Annotated in this window: 19 protein-coding genes; 8 read left to right on the top strand and 11 right to left on the bottom strand. The window is 44.1% G+C overall.

All coding sequences use genetic code 11. The annotated features are described in order from the left end of the window. Nucleotides 1-2: 2 nt before the first annotated feature. From PXH68_RS07340 to rsmH, 5 genes are all read right to left on the bottom strand, one after another. On the bottom strand, nucleotides 3-1,346 hold the full coding sequence (locus tag PXH68_RS07340; RefSeq protein ID WP_205031464.1) for a DEAD/DEAH box helicase: 1,344 nt from the start codon (nucleotides 1,344-1,346) through the stop codon (nucleotides 3-5). A 67-nt stretch (nucleotides 1,347-1,413) separates the two neighbouring features. Beyond that, nucleotides 1,414-2,415: a phospho-N-acetylmuramoyl-pentapeptide-transferase gene (gene mraY, locus PXH68_RS07345; RefSeq protein WP_248028617.1), complete on the bottom strand. Its 1,002-nt coding sequence runs from the start codon at nucleotides 2,413-2,415 to the stop codon at nucleotides 1,414-1,416. Between the two features lies 1 nt (nucleotide 2,416). After that, nucleotides 2,417-4,675, bottom strand: a complete 2,259-nt coding sequence (pbp2x, locus tag PXH68_RS07350; RefSeq protein ID WP_248028618.1) for a penicillin-binding protein PBP2X — start codon at nucleotides 4,673-4,675, stop codon at nucleotides 2,417-2,419. After that, a complete protein-coding gene (gene ftsL, locus PXH68_RS07355) occupies nucleotides 4,675-4,998 on the bottom strand; it encodes a cell division protein FtsL (RefSeq protein WP_158456776.1) in 324 nt (107 codons plus the stop codon). Before ftsL ends, pbp2x begins: the two co-directional genes overlap by 1 nt. Before the next feature lie 15 nt (nucleotides 4,999-5,013). Beyond that, nucleotides 5,014-5,964, bottom strand: coding sequence for a 16S rRNA (cytosine(1402)-N(4))-methyltransferase RsmH (gene rsmH / locus PXH68_RS07360; RefSeq protein ID WP_248028619.1), 951 nt, complete (start codon nucleotides 5,962-5,964; stop codon nucleotides 5,014-5,016). 204 nt (nucleotides 5,965-6,168) lie between these two features. Between rsmH and PXH68_RS07365 the strand changes: the two genes are divergently transcribed. The 5 genes from PXH68_RS07365 (at nucleotide 6,169) to PXH68_RS07385 (ending at nucleotide 8,688) form a co-directional block, all read left to right on the top strand. Beyond that, nucleotides 6,169-6,357 carry a helix-turn-helix transcriptional regulator gene (locus tag PXH68_RS07365; protein ID WP_172006681.1) on the top strand — a complete coding sequence of 63 codons (189 nt, stop codon included), beginning with the start codon at nucleotides 6,169-6,171 and terminating at the stop codon, nucleotides 6,355-6,357. Nucleotides 6,358-6,369: 12 nt separating this feature from the next. After that, nucleotides 6,370-6,570, top strand: coding sequence for a hypothetical protein (locus tag PXH68_RS07370; protein WP_205031473.1), 201 nt, complete (start codon nucleotides 6,370-6,372; stop codon nucleotides 6,568-6,570). Between the two features lie 10 nt (nucleotides 6,571-6,580). Further along, entirely contained in the window at nucleotides 6,581-7,663 is a 1,083-nt protein-coding gene (locus PXH68_RS07375; protein ID WP_248028620.1) for a DUF3278 domain-containing protein, read from the top strand. Nucleotides 7,664-7,673: 10 nt separating this feature from the next. After that, nucleotides 7,674-8,003 (top strand): MFS transporter, encoded by a 330-nt coding sequence (locus PXH68_RS07380; RefSeq protein WP_248028621.1) that lies wholly within the window; start codon nucleotides 7,674-7,676, stop codon nucleotides 8,001-8,003. Nucleotides 8,004-8,262: 259 nt separating this feature from the next. Beyond that, nucleotides 8,263-8,688: a NusG domain II-containing protein gene (locus tag PXH68_RS07385; protein ID WP_158456788.1), complete on the top strand. Its 426-nt coding sequence runs from the start codon at nucleotides 8,263-8,265 to the stop codon at nucleotides 8,686-8,688. Between the two features lie 209 nt (nucleotides 8,689-8,897). On the opposite strand, the gene menA is transcribed toward PXH68_RS07385, so the two are convergent. The 5 genes from menA to PXH68_RS07410 all read right to left on the bottom strand — a co-directional run bounded on the left by menA (nucleotide 8,898) and on the right by PXH68_RS07410 (nucleotide 14,531). Further along, the gene (gene menA, locus PXH68_RS07390; protein ID WP_398582961.1) at nucleotides 8,898-9,875 is read right to left on the bottom strand and encodes a 1,4-dihydroxy-2-naphthoate polyprenyltransferase; all 978 of its coding nucleotides are present in this window, start codon (nucleotides 9,873-9,875) and stop codon (nucleotides 8,898-8,900) included. Further along, nucleotides 9,841-10,908 carry an FAD:protein FMN transferase gene (locus PXH68_RS07395; RefSeq protein ID WP_248028622.1) on the bottom strand — a complete coding sequence of 356 codons (1,068 nt, stop codon included), beginning with the start codon at nucleotides 10,906-10,908 and terminating at the stop codon, nucleotides 9,841-9,843. Before PXH68_RS07395 ends, menA begins: the two co-directional genes overlap by 35 nt. Before the next feature lie 108 nt (nucleotides 10,909-11,016). Beyond that, nucleotides 11,017-11,520, bottom strand: coding sequence for an FMN-binding protein (locus tag PXH68_RS07400; protein WP_248028623.1), 504 nt, complete (start codon nucleotides 11,518-11,520; stop codon nucleotides 11,017-11,019). A gap of 117 nt (nucleotides 11,521-11,637) precedes the next feature. Further along, entirely contained in the window at nucleotides 11,638-12,627 is a 990-nt protein-coding gene (locus PXH68_RS07405) for a polyprenyl synthetase family protein (protein ID WP_248028624.1), read from the bottom strand. A 20-nt stretch (nucleotides 12,628-12,647) separates the two neighbouring features. Beyond that, nucleotides 12,648-14,531 carry an FAD-dependent oxidoreductase gene (locus PXH68_RS07410; protein ID WP_248028625.1) on the bottom strand — a complete coding sequence of 628 codons (1,884 nt, stop codon included), beginning with the start codon at nucleotides 14,529-14,531 and terminating at the stop codon, nucleotides 12,648-12,650. A 201-nt stretch (nucleotides 14,532-14,732) separates the two neighbouring features. On the opposite strand from PXH68_RS07410, the gene PXH68_RS07415 reads away from it, so the two are divergent. Beyond that, the gene (locus PXH68_RS07415) at nucleotides 14,733-15,236 is read left to right on the top strand and encodes a Gx transporter family protein (RefSeq protein WP_398582978.1); all 504 of its coding nucleotides are present in this window, start codon (nucleotides 14,733-14,735) and stop codon (nucleotides 15,234-15,236) included. Nucleotides 15,237-15,264: 28 nt separating this feature from the next. Here PXH68_RS07415 and PXH68_RS07420 read toward each other — a convergent pair whose 3' ends face one another. Continuing rightward, nucleotides 15,265-16,131 (bottom strand): DUF4300 family protein, encoded by an 867-nt coding sequence (locus tag PXH68_RS07420; RefSeq protein WP_248028627.1) that lies wholly within the window; start codon nucleotides 16,129-16,131, stop codon nucleotides 15,265-15,267. 165 nt (nucleotides 16,132-16,296) lie between these two features. Here PXH68_RS07420 and PXH68_RS07425 point away from each other — a divergent pair, with 165 nt between their 5' ends. Further along, nucleotides 16,297-17,646 (top strand): TrkH family potassium uptake protein, encoded by a 1,350-nt coding sequence (locus PXH68_RS07425; protein WP_248028628.1) that lies wholly within the window; start codon nucleotides 16,297-16,299, stop codon nucleotides 17,644-17,646. Nucleotides 17,647-17,656: 10 nt separating this feature from the next. Then, entirely contained in the window at nucleotides 17,657-18,328 is a 672-nt protein-coding gene (locus tag PXH68_RS07430; protein WP_158456808.1) for a potassium channel family protein, read from the top strand. Nucleotides 18,329-18,344 lie beyond the last annotated feature (16 nt).

The following is an 18,344-nucleotide window of genomic DNA, read 5'->3' on the forward strand; positions in this document are numbered from 1 at the left end:
TCCTAAAAGGTCTGGCGCTTGGCCTTACGCTCTGCCCGTCCCTTGGCACGAGCCTCCACACGTTTGGTCTTTCTGCGCTTCTCATCAACAGCCCACTTGATTTTTTTCTTGTAGCCCGGCTTGATTTTTTTCTTTTTCTTTTTAACGAGACCGATCATCTCTATGTCCAGCTGTTCTGTTTTCTTCTCACGATTGACCCGACGGTCACGATCATAGCTGTCCTTAAATTCGCCATCTCTCATCTCTTTTGGAAGAAACTTGATATTGATTTTTTCCAATTCACGAATATCAGCATCATCACTTGGTTGATAGAAGGTAATGGCAATCCCTGACAAGCCATTGCGGCCAGTCCGACCTACTCGGTGAACAAAGAAGGAAAGGTCTTGCGGAATCGCATCATTGATAACATGACTCACCCCTTCGATATCAATCCCACGCGCCGCCAAATCCGTTGCGACAATGTACTGATAATCCAGATTTTTCACCTGATTCATGATCCGTTTGCGCTCGCGTGGTGGAATATCTCCGTGAATCTTGGCAACCCGTAAGCCGTTGGCAGTCAGATAGCTGTGCAATTCATCTGCCCGTGTTTTGGTATTGACAAAAATCATCGCCAGATAGGGCTGCATGAGTCGAGTCGCTTCCAAAATTTGTGCATTGCGATCACGGCCCTTGGTCGAAATCAACCAGTTTTCAATCGTATCTGAAATAACCGTCTTGGTCTTAATTTGTTCCAATACAGGGTTGGACAGATATTTTTTCAAAAATGGTTGCAATTTTTGCGGAATGGTCGCTGAAAAGACCAAAAATTGAAGGTTTTTTGGCAGGCTGCCTGCAATCTTGTCAACTGTTTCCAAAAAGCCCATGTCGAGGGTCATATCCGCTTCATCAACCACAAAGGTCTTTGCCTTGTGGATGGCTAAATCACCTGATTTAACCAAATCGTAAATGCGGCCAGGTGTTCCAATGACAATGTGGGGTTGACCGGCTTGTAGCTTGTCAATTTGACGATTTTTATCTGTCCCACCAACATAGTTTACCACCCGCACTTCTGTCTCAGAATGACTGGCCAATTGGCGCGCTGCTTGGTAAATCTGCGTCGCCAACTCACGAGATGGTGCTGTGATAACTGCCTGAACCTGATCCAAATCTTCCTGAAGTTGCTGGAAAATAGGCAATAAAAATGTATGGGTTTTTCCAGAGCCAGTTTTAGATTCCCCAATCAAGTCGCGACCAGATAGGACAACAGGAATCAATTTTTCCTGAACTTCTGTCGCCGTTACAAAGTTAATATCTGCTAAGGCCTCTTGAATATAAGGCTTCAATGGTAGTTCTGTAAATTTCATAAGTCCCTCTTTTTCTACTTCTTTTCATTATAACACAAAAACAGCAGAGACTGCTGTTTCTACATTCCTATAAATAGAGAATGGCTAAGGTCAGAAGGCTCATCGCCAACCCCAGACCCCAAAGAAAGAAGTCCACTTGCCACTCACTCCATTTTTCACCCTTACCTGATAGACCACCTAGTTCCAAGTGATGATGGAAAGGGGTCATTCGGAAAATCCGACGCCCTTCGCCAAAACGCTTTTTAGTGTATTTGAAATACGATACTTGAAGCATAACAGAAGAGGTTTCCAAGACATAGACCAATCCGACTAACAAAAGGGTCCATTCCACACGAAGAGCAATGGAAATGGTTGCTAACATGCCACCAAGAGCAAGACTCCCCACATCTCCCATGAAGATTTTAGCAGGTTTGCGGTTGAAGACAAAGAACCCAAGCAAACCACCAATCATGGTCAAGCATACCAACAAGATATCAAACTTGTGATCGTGATAGGCAATGACCGAGTAGGTAGCTAAGCTAATCACAACGGAGATGGAAGCCAGTCCATCAATCCCATCCGTCAAATTGACCGCATTGGAAAAACCAACCAGCCAGAAAAGGACAAAGGCAAAATAGAGAGGGCCTAACTGAATGAAATGTCCAAAGACATTCAGTTCTCCACCTGATCCTGCAGCATCAATATGAACCATATAAAAGACGATACCGCCCAAAATTTGCAGAGCTAGCTTTTGTTTGGGGTTCAATCCTTCATTGATTTTTCGGAAAATTTTCAAAAAATCATCCAAGAAACCAACCAAACCATAGAGAGCCAAGATGAAGAGGATAGCTAAGACGCCACCCGTCAACATGCGCGACTGCCAAGCAAAAACCAGGCTTACAAGAATTGCCACTACTAGGAAAACAGTCCCTCCCATAGTCGGTGTGCCCGCCTTGAATTGGTGTTGCTTCACATCTTCATGCATCTGCTGCCCTTCAATTCGCTTGCGTTGATAAAAAGTAATGAATTGCGGAATCAGTAGCACAGTCATGAGAAAGGCTACTAGACCCGAAAAGAGTCCGTTTAACATCTTATTCTCCTAAAGTAATGGTAATTTTTTTGATCGAATCCAGCTTCTTGCCGATTTCCACACTTTGCTTGGCGACCTTGCTGCCCGACCCTTTGTAAACAATTTCAATTCCCGTCCACTTGGCAAAAACATCCACATTTTCCTGGGTCCAGCCATAGAGATCTGGTAGGGTGGTGAAATTGTCTGTCAGAAGCAAAATTTGCTGATTGGCTGCAAGATTGCTACCGGTCTTAACAGAAACCTTGGTGATTTCAGAGCCATTCCCCAAAATAATCGGTTGCACCAACTGACGACGCAATTCTTCTGCTGTAGCACCAGGTGAATGCCCGATGATATCTTCCAAGACATATTCTGTTTCTTGACCAATGCTTGTCAACTGGACAGCTGGTTCAGTCAAACTCAAACTATCTTTCAGTAGCATGGCTTCTTTCAAAGACGGAGTCACAATATCCCGCCAGTGAATTCCATTAAAAGTTTGGGGTTGTTGAACTGTAACATACATAATAAATTCAGGATCCTCCGCCGGAATCATGGCAACAATCGAATTTATTGTATCGTGACTGCCACTCATATATCCAGTTCCATCATCTTTGGCAATTTGAGCGGTACCGGATTTAACAGCAATGTTATATCCATCAACATTAATAACAGGTTGAGCTAAGCTCGGAGCATACAGGGTACCAAAATAAGGATCCGTTCCTACTGTCACCATGTAATTCAAGGTCTGATCCGCAGCTTCTTCCGAAACTGGTTTTCCCATTTCTTCTGGCTCACCAACCCGCACAGAAGCTGTGTTGGGATCATAAACCGCAGAGATATACTTGGGTTGAATCATAACTCCATTGTTTGCGATAGCTGAAAAAGCCCGCAACATCTGTGTTTGCGTCACAGAAATCCCCTGTCCAAAAGAGGACATCGCTATGGTAACAATGTTATCACCTGGCAAAAGACCACCTGTCTCATCCCCCATCCCAAAACGAGTGGGGTAACCAAATCGGAACTTATTGAGGTAATTCAACCAGGTTTCATCCCCCATCTGCTGCTCTAACATGGTCATCCCAATGTTACTCGAGAAGGCAAAACCTTGAGCCATGGTCATAATCTTTGCACTACCACCCGCGTTGACTTCCCAGTCCTTGATGGTTGCATCGGCAATGACATACTGGTCATTGTAGTAGGTTTGATTAGGGTCAAAAGTTCCATTGTCAATCGCAGAAGCCAGAGTCATGACTTTCATAGTTGAACCTGGCTCAAAGTTGGCTTGGTAAAGAAGAGAGTAGTTGAGCAAGTCTTCATTGTCCATGCCTTCTTTAGTATCTGGATTATAACTTGGGCGTTGCGTTGTTGCCAAAATCTCGCCTGTTTTAGCTGCTACTAAAGTCGCACTAGCATACTTACCACTGGTTTCTTCAAAGAAGACATCCATGTTTGTTTCTAGAGAGCGTTGGAGGTCTGCAGAAATGGTTGTATAAACATCTTTTCCATCCACCGCCTTCACTTGGACATTTTCTGTTCCAGGATAGATGCGGCCAGCACTATCTTTTTCATAGATAATCTTTCCGTCTTGCCCGGAGAGAATATCATTGAGATAGTACTCCATCCCCATAGCTCCACTCAAACTATAACTGCCATCTTTGTTTTCAACAGGGTTGGCTAGGCCGATAAAATTGGAAGCAAAATCCCCTTCAGGATAAAGACGACCTGGACTTGCTGAGAAGGAAATCCCCTTGATACCAGCCGTTTCCATCTCTTCTTGGATTGTGGTCATGGTGCTGTAAGAAATATTTTTTCCCAAAGTTCCAAAATAGACCTGCTTCAAATTGTTCATATTCAATTGTTGCAGTACATAGTCCTTTTCCATCCCAAGATTTTTCTCAAAAATCTCAGCGACCTTACTGAACTGACTAGATTGCACATAGAGGACCTCTTTCAAAGCAGACACATAGCTGGTATCAATGATGGCATAGACAGTATAGGTTGTCGAGTCCTCCGCAATTGGCTTACCCGTCCGATCATAGATGGTCCCACGTTTTGCCTGGACAGTAACCTCCGTTTGGTGCACTTTTTTGGCAGCTTCTGACAAATCAACACCAAATTTACTATCTGTCCCAATAATCACCGCAAAGTTAACCAAAAAGAGGCAAAATACGAAGACCGTCAAAAGAATGAGAGTCTGCCCCACCCTCCGACGGTTTTTTGATGGAATAAAGCGTTTCCGCAAAATATATGTTAAGAGACGATTCTTCTTTTTTCTTGCCATTAATTTGCAACCCCGATATTGTCATTATTATAAGACAAGCCTTCCTTCTCTGCGATTTCCAACAATCGAGCAGAACGGGTCAACTCATTGACAGCTTGTTTGGCATCGTCAATCTCGACCTGCTTAGCAGAAATTTCTTGATTGATTCGAGCCATATCCGATTGGACCTGTAACAAACGGGTCTGCATAAAGACGATTCCGATGGCCAAGACCAAGCCTGTCACCACGATACTTCCATAGAATGCTTTTTCAACACGACTAAAGGTCTTGATTTTATTTCCAATCACCTTCATAGTCGCTTCCCGACGATTATCTTGTAACATGTCGCTTCTCTTTCTTTACTGATGCACTTTTTTGGCTACACGCAATTTAGCTGAATGTGCCCGGTTATTAGCCTCCAACTCCTCCTGACTCGGCAAAATTGGCTTGCGATTAACCAACTCAAGTGGCGCCTTTAAGTCTTCTGGGATAAAAGGCAAGCCTTTGGGCACATCAATAGTACTGGCTTCCTTAAAGAGTTGTTTGGTCAGACGATCTTCCAAGGAATGGAAGGTAATGACCGAGATACGTCCATCCAAAGCTAAGAGATCAATTGCCTGCTGGATAGACTCATCCGCCGCCCCCAATTCATCATTAACTTCAATCCGAATGGCCTGAAAAATCTGCTTGGCAGGGTGGCCCTTCTTCTTGAGTTCCTTGGCTGGCTTAGCAGACTTAATCAGTTCTGCCAACTCAGTTGTCGTTTCAATAGGTTTGATGGCACGTGCCTGTTCAATTTTACGAGCAATCTGTTTGGAAAATTTATCCTCACCATACTTGAAAAAAATCCGTACCAAATCATGGTAGTCATAGGTATTGACCACCTCATAGGCTGTCAACTGACCATCACGGTTCATTCGCATATCAAGCGGCGCATCTTGTTTGTAAGAAAAGCCACGCTCCCGCTCATCCAGCTGTGGACTAGATACTCCTAAATCATAACAAATCCCATCAATCTCTGTTACACCTAGCTCCGCCAAGCGAGTCTTGAGATTGCGGAAATTATCCCTGATAAAGGTCACTTGTCCCTTTTCAATGTAGGATGCCAAGCGAATATGGGCATGATCAATAGCAGTCTGATCCTGATCAAAGGCATAAAGATGCCCCCCATCCGTCAGCTGACTCAAAAGGTACTCACTATGACCTGCCCCACCTAAGGTAGCATCTACATAAATTCCATTTGGTTTGATGTCTAACATATCTACTGTTTCGTGCAAAAGCACAGTAGTGTGATTAAATTCCTTGCTCATATCTTATCTATTGTACCACAAATTGATTCAAAAAGAAGTCGAAAACTGTTGCAAGAAATTTGTCAAATATAGTTGACACCGTTTATAAAATTGTATATACTAATATCACAAAATATGTCGTATATAATTGACAATCAATTGGGAGACGTCCCACATTTTTTTACACTAGTGTGTCAGATATAATTGACATGGAAAGGAAGGCATATGAATCGTGTCAAAGACTATCGTCTCTTGCAAGGTATTTCCCAGCTGGATTTGGCCAAGGCCATCGGCGTATCCAGGCAGACCATCAACATGATTGAAAACAACAAGTACAATCCCTCACTGGATCTCTGCATCAACCTTGCCAAGGCTCTAGAAACCGACCTCAATAGCCTCTTTTGGAACGATTAGAAAGGAAGCACCATGAAAAAGAACACACACCAAGCCCTCATCTCGACTCTTATCTTTCTCTCCTGCTTTGCCCTCTTTCAGCTTTGGGGAAATAGCCGAGCAGACATCATGCATATCATCAGCCAAGCAAAATTTTGGCTACAATTGCTGATTACCGGGACCATCTACTTCTTAGGCTTTGTTTACATCTTACCATTGATCGATCAAAAATAAGGAGCTGCTTATGAAAAAGGAAACCTTTCAAGATAAATTGATCAAACGCTTTTACGGTATCACAGGACCTCTGGATGAATTTCGCAAAAAAGAAGCCTTCCGACTGGGAAACACCTGCTTCATCCCCCTCTTTTGGGGTATCCTTTTTGTCACTCTACTGGCAGTCGCCTTAGCCAAGCGGTATCCAGAATTTGTGGCCTTTGGCTACCCTATCTTCATTCTTTTTGCTACTCTCGGGCTTGTCCACTTCTTAGCCTATCAGCTCTCTCGCAAACAACTGGACAACCTAGATATGGAAGAACTGACTGCCAAGGAGCAGAAAAAACTCAAGGGCTCCAGTATTAAATTTGCCCTCTACTTTACTACTTTTATGCACCTGTGGAATGTCCTGTTTGATAGCTGGATGGAGGGAACAAGCTTTTTTGACCAACTAGTTGACCCACGAAAATTCCTAGCAGCTGCTATTTCAGGGATTCTTATCGGAATTGCTCTTGAAATCATGTTACGCAAACGCATCAAAAAAGCGGAGTTACTAACTGTCAGCTCTGCTATTTCCAAAGAAGAACCTAGGTGGATTCAAAACATGATACGGCACTTCTATGGTATCCGTGGCCCCTTGGATGAATACCGGCGCAGCCAGGCAGATGCTATCGGTGGGCAAGCCTTTATTTACTTCTTCTACTTCCTCTTGCTTGGAAATGCTGTCGCTTACTTTCTGGCTATCCGCTATCCTGTTGCGGTTGCCACCTACTATCCGACTGTCGTTGGTCTCTTTAGTTTTATCTTGCTCGGTGTGGTCAATATGCAAACCCTTCATGCTGATCTTCCCCAATATGACATAGACGAACTCAGTCCTGAGGAAAGACAGGGGCGGACCCTCAATCCACTAATTTGGGGACTAGGAGTCACCCTGCTTTCGACAGTTTTTGCTGGACTGGCTGACCTCTTCAACCTAAACCTGCCCCTACTGGCCTCAATCATCCATATCAAATCCCTTCTCTTTGGTAGTATGATGGGCCTATTTGCTAGTATAGCCCTGTCAGCCTTTGCCTATCTGCAAAAACTGGAGGCAGATACGACTAAGAAAAAATAAGGAGTAACCCATGAACACCCCCTTTTCCCATAAACAATCCTTTCAATTCTTTGTTCTATTTTATAGTCTGTTCTCTGCCTTTCTGATCTATTCCTACATCGTCAAGGAGCCCTTTCACGATAGCTTCCTGTTCGTTCTTCCCATCGTCCAGATGCTCAAACCCTTTAAATCAGCAGAAGAAAGGCATTACTTTATTCTCTCAAGTGTCTTTACAGTTATTGTCATGACCCTGACCTACGGCATAGGCATTTGGCTTGGACAGATAAAACCACTTATCCTCATATTACCTACTGGATTTGCCATCACCATCTTCTATCGATTGTTTTACAAGAAGAACTAGGCTAATCACCCCCACACAATTCTTTCCCTCGTGCCCTGTCAGGCAGCACGTTTTGTTCCAAGTCAGAAAACCATTGCTCTGGATGATGGCTAACGGCATACTCCTTATCCTTTTCATCGGAGTTTTTACGGGACAGGTCAACATCCTGCAATTTCTAATGGTTCTCTGCTTATTCAGTTTTTTCGCCCTTCCCACTTGAAAAAAATAGCATCCAACCACGATTTACAAAGTCGTATTTTTTCTATACAATAGAGGATATATGACAGTCAAATCAATTCTTAAACAACTCAAACCCTTTGATTACGTGTTTATCGGACTCGCCCTACTGCTATCGATTCTGCCAGCTATTTTGACCTACTCACACCTAGCTGCAAAAACGGACCAAGCAAGTATTATTGCCTATGTCCGTATCAATGGCCAAGTGGTTGACCAGTTCGAATTATCAAAAGATACTCCCCACCAGGAAGTCACCTACTACCCCAATGACGGACAGTACAATATCATCGAAGTGGATGGTGAACGCATCCGAGTTAAGGAAGATAATAGCCCCGACCAAATCGCGGTTCGAACTAGCTGGATCAGTCAACCTGGAGAACTCTCTGTCTGCCTACCTCACAATCTCATGATTGAAATACAATCTCAATCACCAAATGAGGAAGAAGATCAGCTAATTTTACCCCTTTAAAACACGGCTTCCCAAAGCTGTCTCATCCAACAAAAAACGCATAAGATCCTGCTTCAACCAGCTTGATTTTATGCGTTTTACTTTATACTAAATCATTTCGTTTTTTATACTCAATGAAAATCAAAAACAGACTAGGCGACGCAGATGCAGATAGAACTGAAGTTCATCAAATCAAGTCAACAACGTCTGATTTTGATTTTCGAAGAGTATTATTTTACAAAGATTGCCACCAGTAATACCAAGAGATAAACCAAGGAATAGAGAATGAAACTTTTCACAGCTTCAATAAACGTTTGGCTCTTAACTGGTTTCTTTAAAAAGCGTTTCAAAAATTGAAACGAAGGTACTAGGGCGACCAGTCCTAGCAAGGCCCAGACCGGAAGCATACCTGTCCCTACAAAGAGTAACCACAGCATCCAGGACAAGAACCAGAGGAAAAAGTAAAGTCTCAAGCTGACACCCTTCCCCAGATAATAAACCAAAGTATAGCGATGGTTGCGAATGTCTGTCTCCAAATCGCAGATATTATTGGCCAACATGATATTGGCAATCAAGCAAACCAAAGGCAGACTCATAAAGATGAGCTCCAAGACCTTAAACCAAGAAAACTGCAAGGTCATCCACTGGCCGAGAAAATGACTAACCACCAATTGGCTGGGATTTTGAACAAAAACGGCTAGAAAAAAGATACCAAATCCCATGGTCACTCCAGAAAATACTTCGCCCAAAGGCATCCGTGATAATGGAATGGGACCAAAGGTGTAAAAAATGCCAATCAGAAAACACAGGACCCCCATTGGCAACAAGAGCCAGTTGGTCTGCCAGACTAAAATGAGAGAAAAGAGGATGGACCAAAAGAGCAAGAAAAAGATAATCTGCACCATCAGGCCAAAATCCAATTCATGTTTGCCGATAACATTTTCCTCTGTCTGGTAGTTTTTATCCTTAGCCTTATAAAAATCCATGGTATTGTTGATGGCTGTCGTGCACATGTCAAAGGTCAGGACAGCCAATACGAACAGGGCAGTGGTCAGCCAATTAAAGGTTTGGTAACGATAGACAGACCAAAGAATTCCCAGCACCATGGGAAAGACACTGGCAACCTTGGTTTTAATTTCGACAAATTCTAAAAATTGTGGAAGGCTGAGCCTTCTATTTTGCTTCTTCAACAAGATGATACTCCTCATTGCTTAAAACGAAGCGATTGGTCAAGCCATCACTTAGGTAAACACCATGTTCCTTGTCGATAAAAACAGCCTCGACACCATCTAGAGCATTGACAAAGGCCAAGCCCTCTTCAATCCCCATCAAGAAGAGACTGGTCGATAAGGCATCTCCTTTAACCGAAGTCTCAGAAAAAACGGTCACTCCTGAAATGGAGTTTTCTACTGGGTAGCCCGTTTGGGGATTAAGGATGTGATGGTAACGTACACCATCTACTTCCAAGTAGCGTTCGTAAATCCCAGAGGTCACCACAGAGCCATCTATCACACGAACAGAACCGACCGTTGCTCCTCTGATTTCATCTGGATCCTGAACCCCAACATTCCAGCCTTGGTCACTATTTGGAGAGGTTCCCATAACTACCACGTTGCCACCGAGGTTGATGACAGCTGTTGTAATCCCATTGCTGGCAAACAATTCCTGAACCTGATCCGCAATATAGCCCTTTGAAATCGCCCCTAGCTCCAAGGCCATACCCTCTTCAAGGAAAACGGTCTGTTTCTCCTTATCAAGCTGGATGGCTGTGTAATCAATATGGGTTAAGGCCGCATCAATTTCTGCTTGCTCAGGTTTTCGTGCCTGGTCCGAACCAATCTGCCAGAGATTGCTGACCGCACCGATGGAAATATCAAACAACCCCTGACTTGCTCGGCTCATCTCAACAGCCTTTTCTATAATTTCAAAGGTCCGCTCATCCACTTGGACAGCTTCTTGACCAGCTGCCTGATTGATCCTGTAAATATCCGACCCTTCTATGTTGGTCGACAATAACTCTTCCATCTCTTTTATGTAAGCGATGGCCTGATCCATGGTTTCTTCTTGACCAGAATGGTAAATACTCAACTGGACCACTGTGTGCAAAAGACTTTCACTCCGTGTCAGAGGAGTCTTTTCTACGGCTAACTGGCTGCTTGATTGGGCTTGTCCACATGCTGTCAAGAGGAGGCCAAAACCGACCAAACAAACCACTAAGGCAAATCTCCAATATTTTTTCATCTAAACTACCGTCCTTTTGTCTATCTTAACATATTTTTCTGGAAATCTCTGCCTTAAAAAAGAAAGCACAGTAGCCTTGACTACCGTGCCTTATCTGACTTCAACAGATTAGTCTAACTGAATCGTTTCTGTTTTTCCTTCTGCCGCTGCTGCGAGGAGAGCTGTAGTGCTCTTCACAAAATCTTCAGAGGTATGGGTTGCACCAGAAACCACTTCAACGTCAGCAGACTGGGTTTCAACCAAGGCTGCGTTCAATTTTTCAAGAGCTTCAGCAGCTGAAACGCCTGATTTTTCTTTCATTTTTGTATTGTATTCTTCATTTTCAGACTTCAAGCTACCATCTTCTGCTTGGTAGTCAAAGTTTGATTCTGTAATTTTACCATCTTTGATGGTGATGGTGTGAACGATTTTATAACCATAGTCATCTGCTGCAGATTCAGCTGTATAGGTACCATCTTTCCATGCTGCTGTTTCAGTTGTAGAAGAAGATGCAGTTGTCGCTGCTTCTGAGCTTGATGCAGTTGTTTCTTCAGTTGTTGAACCGCAAGCGGCAAGTGCTAAGGTTGCTGCGAAAAGTGCCACCCCTTTTAAGATTGTTTTTCCTGTTTTCATAACAAAGGACTCCTTTTTATTTTTTGTTGATTTATGTTATAATGATATACTTTTTCAGATAAATTGTCCATCTTTTTTATAAAATCTTTGACTATTCAAACATGGATTGACTTGGTTTTACCCCTTGAAAATCGTCTCAAGGATGCCTTCTAAATGGGTTCGATTAGTGGAGGGAGGAAAATGTTCCAACTCCTTTTGGGCTTTTTTTTCATATGCCTTCATTAGCTGCGCAGCTTTTTCAAAGCCCGAACTTACCAAGACCTTTTGATAAATCAACTGAATCAAGTCAGTATTTTCAGGTTCTTGAGCAAGTAAGAGCAGGTCCGTACGCAGACTGGAATCTTCCTGCAAGGCAAAGAGCAAGGGAGCTGTGTAGATACCATTTGCGATATCTTGTAGCCCTGGCTTGCCTGAATTCCGACCATCCTTCTGGTAGTCAATCCTGTCATCACGAATCTGAAACCCCATCCCAAGGGATCTGCCAAATCGGAAGGCTGCTCGGTACTTGCCTGCTGGCTGGTCCTTTTGATAGGCCCCCAGTTGACAAGCTAGCCCAAACAAGAGGGCAGTTTTCCCTTGAATTTGTTTGAGATAGGCCTTGAGGGTCATGTCCGTATTGTATTGATTCATCAGCTGTGCCAATTCTCCCCGCAAGAGGTATTCCAAAAGGCGATCATTTACCTTTTCTTTGTCTTTCTCCTGCAAACCTAACTCTTCTAGCCCCTTGACTAAGAGCCGCCCTGAAAATGCCAAGAGGTAATCTCCAGTATAGATGGCAATCCGATTGGAAAAGGTCTGGTGGGCAACAAGAATACCACGGCGTTTTTCTGCCCCATCAATGACATCATCATGCATCAGAGTTGCCAGATGCAAGGTCTCTATATGGGCAGCAAAATACAGTTTTGCTGGGCTAATAGCACCATCCACTAGTCGAGCAAAGTGCAGACATAAGCCTGCCCTCAAGTATTTCCCAGGTGCTTGAACGTATTCGTGAATCTTTTTGTCAATGGCTGGGTGAAGGTGTAGCTGTTCTGTCAAGATGATAGCTTTCACCTTCTCCAGTGCCAGTTTCATTTCTAGATCGGCGTCCCAAATCTGATGAACCACTCGTTTCCTCACTTACTCTTTTATTGTTTTAATCGGTAGAGATGCTTTGGCCTACCGTATATTCGTTTGTCAATAAAGCGACCCAACCACGGCATGATCCAATAATCCAAACCGAAGGAACGCCCTGCTCCATTCATCAGCGCAACGGCTACTGGGATGAACCAAATGTTGACCCAGTAAAACATGCCAGACAAACTGAACATAACCACCAAGGCTGCTGTTGCTGCAGATACAATCCAAACAAAAGCTCCCGCAATCAAGGCCAATCCAATGGCAATCTCTGCTAGAGTCATGAATTTCTGCATAAAGAGCGCAACTTCCTGATTGGGCATCATAAATTCCATGATGGAAGCAAACCAGTCTGGCATGGAGTCAAGGACCGTCATCGGGGTCTCTCCGTAAGCATAACTCAATCCAAAGATTGGCTCTGCCACTTCAGCCACCGCCTGAGAAGCTCCCGAGGTCGCTTCCGCCGCTGATGCACCTGAAACAGGATCAGCCAACCACGGGAATGGGAAGACAACCTGGTCTCCCATCCAGGAGGTTGTCCCAAATAGACCAAAGGCTTTTTTCACCCCTTCATAGAGCCAGACTGAACCGTAGAAAACTCGGAGCGGAACAGACCAGAGCAGGTTCCCCTTGCTTGAAGTATGCCCCCCAAAGATATTCCGTTTATTTTTAATCTCGAAGAATTCATGGCGGACATAGGCTCCCATGTAGAAGAAACTTCGGATCGTAAAGAAGTACAAAAGATTGACCATGTGCTTCATAGCCATGGCAAAGAAGCCTGACATATGGTATTTGTCCATGAGGAAGGCAACGCCGTAGCGAGCACCTATGGAGACCATGAAACCGTCGTATTTCCCTTTGTAGCTGTGTTTTTGTCCGCCTTGAATGGAAGCGATGATGTTGCTGGCTGCCGTATGACCTGTTTGCTCTGCAGCTTGGACAATCTGCGGTGTTGGTTTACCTTCTTGGTTAGGATCCTCATAGTAAACCAAATCCCCAGCTACATAGACATGTTCCTTACCCTTGGCTTCCATGTACTGATTGGCAATCAAGCGGCCTGCTCTGCCTTTTTCAATACCGAAATCACTGGCATCTGTATTGGCCTGAACACCTGCTGTCCAAATGGATGTATGGGTTGGAATCTGGCGACCTGAGGCTAGGGTCAGGCTATCCTTCTCCACACTTGCAACTCCGTCACCCAGCACCAGTTCAACGCCTTTTTTCTCCAAGTATTTCTTGGCCTTGACCTGCTCTTTTTCTGTCACCATAGCCAAGATCTTTGGCGTGGCTTCCACGACCTTGAGGGAGAATTCTTTTGGATCCAGTTTAAACTCGCGCGCCAAGACAGGCACCCAGTCAATCAGTTCTCCAACCATCTCAATCCCTGTAAAGCCAGCACCGATAACGGTAAAGGTCAAAAGAGCCCGGCGTCTTGCCTCATCGTGCTCCCGCATAGCCTGATAACAGGCATCGATGATGTGGTCGTGTAAGCGTTCGGCTGCCTCGATAGACCAAAGGGTAAAACCATTTTCTTTGACACCCTTGACACCAAAGTCGTTAGCCTCGCCTCCCATGGCAAGCAAGAGGTAGTCAAATGAGATGGTTTGGTGCTCCGCGACAACTTCTTTCTTGTCGTAGTCAATCTCTACAACCTTGTCAGTAACCAACTCTACCTTTGGATATTTCTTGAAAATCCGCTGTAAATCATACTTGATAGCATTGGCCTCCACACGCCCTGCTGCCACCTCATGCAGCTCCGTCATGTAGGTATGGAAGGAATTTTTGTCAATCAAGATAACTCGAATATCCGAGTTCTTCTTGAAGGTCTTCCCTAGCAATCGGGCGGCAGCGATTCCGGCATATCCAGCCCCGACAATTACAATGTTTTTTGTCACGATCCTTTCCTCCTTGTGAATCTTTCAACGTATTCCATGATGTTATTATACTCTTTTAGTTCTTGTTTAACAAGTCTTTTTTTCAATAACTAGTAATAGTTCCCTCTTGAAAACCAATTCTAAAATCAGTAAAATAGAACTAAGATTTGCAAAAGGAGGCTACACTTGGACAATAAGCAACAACGTTTAATTTTTATCACCATGCTGGCTGCCCAAGCTGTGGTCATATCATTTATCGAGCGGTTTATCCCAACACCTTTTTCTTTTGCACCTGGCGCCAAGCTCGGTCTGGGAAACCTCATTAGTTTGATTGCAATTTTTACATTACCAGCCAAGGATAGTATCAAAGTGGTCTTTCTTCGCCTCCTCATTTCGACCTTTTTAGGCGGGACTTTTTCAACCTTTCTCTACGGTTTGTCTGGGACTTGCTTGAGTTACCTTGCTATGTTGTCCGCTAAACAGCTTGGGCCTAAGCGTGTCAGTCCGATTGGTATTTCTATTCTAGGTGGTATGTTGCACAACTTTGGCCAGCTCTTGGTCTTTGCATTTTTTGCCCGTTCTTTGCTGGTCCTAAACTATCTCCCTCTCCTGGCTGTGACAGGAATCTTATCTGGTTTTTTAGTTGGGCTGGCTGCGACCTATCTTTTGGAAAAAGTACCTCCGCTCCGCCATTACCACCAACAAATTCTAAGAACATGGAAATAAGCACCCCTAACGCAAGGGGTGCTTATTTTTATTGTGCTGACTGAACAAACTGATCATTTTCCATAATAAAAGCAGGTGCTGTTTCTTGACCATAGTCAAGTGCATACTTTTTCAACAAGTAGTCGTACACTTGATCTTTAGATGAAAAATAAATAGCTTGGTAGGGTTCTTGAAAGGATAGTTTTTCTACAAATAGTACTCCCCTTGAGCTTTCCAGCATAACCCCAACATGTCCAATAAAAAGGCCATGACCATCTAAGTCATCATGATAAACAACTGAAAGCATCTTGGCAGCGCTCGAGAAGGTGATTGTTGAAAGATGTTCTTTCATTTTTGCAGCATGTACAGCCACATCTTTAGTTGCCTCTGTTTCAATTCGTCCAAATAGATAGACAAATCGTTTCCGCTCCTCCTCTGTCATCAATTGCCCTGTTTCGATTGCTTCTAAATCTAAAAACAGGAGCGATTCATCGCCTTCAGAATCTGGGATTTGTAATTGGTCTTTTAGCAAGGTAAAAGTATTGATACGGCAGTTTGTCCCAATAAAATCCCCCTTGGCTGCTTGCCACAGCTCATCAATCTTTACGAGGTCATATTGAGGTAGGCTTGTCTGTGAAAACTCCGCCAATAGGCTAGTTTGTTGGATGGTCTGGTTGTAATCATTGACAGCCTGAAAGAATTGGTTAACATTGCTGTGAGACAGAGCTGATTCCAAATCTGTTTCGACGATTTGTTGATCTGTCTGCCCGACTAGGTTGGATAGATAGTAATTATCAGACAGGACTGTTGAGGAGGCTTGAGTCGTCGCACCATCCTGACTGGTGTTATCTGGAAGGGTCTGACAGCCTGTTAGCAAAATCAACATACTAAGTAAGACACATAAAACTGGTTTCATAGGAGCACACTCTCTTTCTCATTCTAGCTTATCCCAAAACAACTCAGAATGCAAGTGCCCCTGAATACGTTTTTTTCATTAAAAACCTCCTTATTCCTTTCTTTTTTTCAATTTTGTGCTACAATGTTGTCATATTTTTATTTTTGATGAAAAAGAAGGGGACTTATGTCTTTTTTTAGGATAAAACTTTCGCCTGGCCAACGGATCGTCATGAGCTTTTTCATGGTCATCTTGACAGGCTCTCTTTTATTGCACTTGCCGTTCTCGCAGCTGCCAACTTCATCAGCCACATACTGGGACAATCTCTTTACAGCTGTGTCCATGGTCTGTGTGACCGGGCTCTTTACCGTCCCTGTCTCTGAAACCTATTCAACCTTTGGTCAGATTATCTGTATGTTGCTGATTCAAATCGGTGGGCTGAGTTTGATTGGTTTTATCGGACTCTTTGCTTTGAGGGGCGGTCGCAAACTCAGCTTCATCAATATGGCAACCTTGCAGGAGGCTCTCACTCGGTCGGATACCAAGCATTTCAGGAGTTTCATCAAGTCCGCCTTTGGCTTTACCCTAGCGGTGGAAGCCTTGGGTGCCCTGCTCCTGTCCTTCCAGTTCGTGCCTGAATTTGGCTGGGAAAAGGGGCTCTTCTCGGCAGCCTTTGTGGCGGTTTCTGCCTTTTGTAATGCTGGTTTTGACAACTTCGGTGCGACCAGTCTTGTCAATTATGTTGAAAATCCCTTGGTCAATTTGACCATCGCTGCTCTGATTATTATGGGCGGTCTTGGTTTTTCTGTCTGGTTTGATTTTCAGACGCAGATTGGCCAGCGTCGGAGCCTTCGGAAACTGCGTTTTCATACAAAGGTTGTGCTGAGTTTGACAGCTATCATTTTAGCAAGTGGTACTCTCTTGACTCTGTTGACAGAGTGGAGCAATCCAGGTACCATTGGTAATCTGCCTCTTGGTAGCAAGGTCTTGGCTAGCTTTTTCCAGACGGTTACCATGAGAACCGCAGGTTTTGCCAGCATCGACTATACCAAGGCTGAGCCTGTCACTCTCTTGCTCTACATCTTTCAAATGATGCTGGGGGGTGCCCCTGGTGGTACCGCAGGTGGGATTAAGATTACTGCCTTTTTGACCCTAGTGCTCTATGCTCGGAGCGAAATTATGGGCTTACCGCACACCAACTTCAAAGATCATACTATCGATGCCCTGACTATCCGCAAGGCTTTTGCTACTTTTAGTGTCTTTATCATGGTTTTTCTAGCTGGACTGGTGGCCATCACGATCACTGACCCACGCCAGCCTTTGCTCTTTCTCATGTTTGAAGTCATGTCAGCCCTTGCAACTGTTGGGGTCACTGCCAACTTGACCCCCTATCTGACCCAGGCTAGTCAGTTGATCCTTATGGCTCTTATGTTCTTCGGCCGTATCGGTCCAATGTCCATCCTAATCAGCCTATCCACCCGCAAACCTTCTAAGAAGGAGAGCCTACACTACGCTAAATCATCTATGATTGTCTAAAGGAGAAATCATGCCAACACAAACGATTGGAATTCTTGGTCTAGGTGTTTTTGGAACTACAATCGCTAAAACCTTGCACCATTATGACTGTAATATCATCGCCGTAGATAACCACGAGCAACGCATCAACCAGCTGGAGTCCATCCTAACCCGCGGCATCGTCGGTGACATCACAGACCGCACACTCTTGCGGGCTGCAGGCATTGACAACTGTGATACGGTTGTCGTTGCAACGGGAAATAATTTGGAATCGAGTGTCCTAGCTGTTTTGCACTGCAAATCACTTGGCGTGCCAAAGGTCATTGCCAAGGTGAAGAGCAAAACAACCAAAGAAGTACTTTTAAAAATCGGGGCCGACAAGGTGATTTCACCTGAGCGTGAAACAGGGATCTCCCTTGCCAAACATTTGCTCCATCAGGGCACAACTGATTTGATTGAACTGGATGACAAAGTGACAATCGTCGAATTTCCACCTCCTGCCAAATGGATTGGAAAAACCTTGGCCCAGTTGAAGCTCCGTCAAAACTACAAGATGAACATCATCGGCTACCGCAGTAGATTTACAAAAGAATTGAATATCCAGTTGACACCAGATTATACCTTTAACGAGGACGAATTGATCATGGCTGTAACGGATAATAATACCGTTGACCATTTTGAAGAATACACTAATAAAATGTAAGATTTGGCCTATCTGC

Origin of the sequence: Streptococcus sp. 29896 (assembly GCF_032594915.1) — a bacterium.
GTDB lineage: Bacteria > Bacillota > Bacilli > Lactobacillales > Streptococcaceae > Streptococcus > Streptococcus suivaginalis.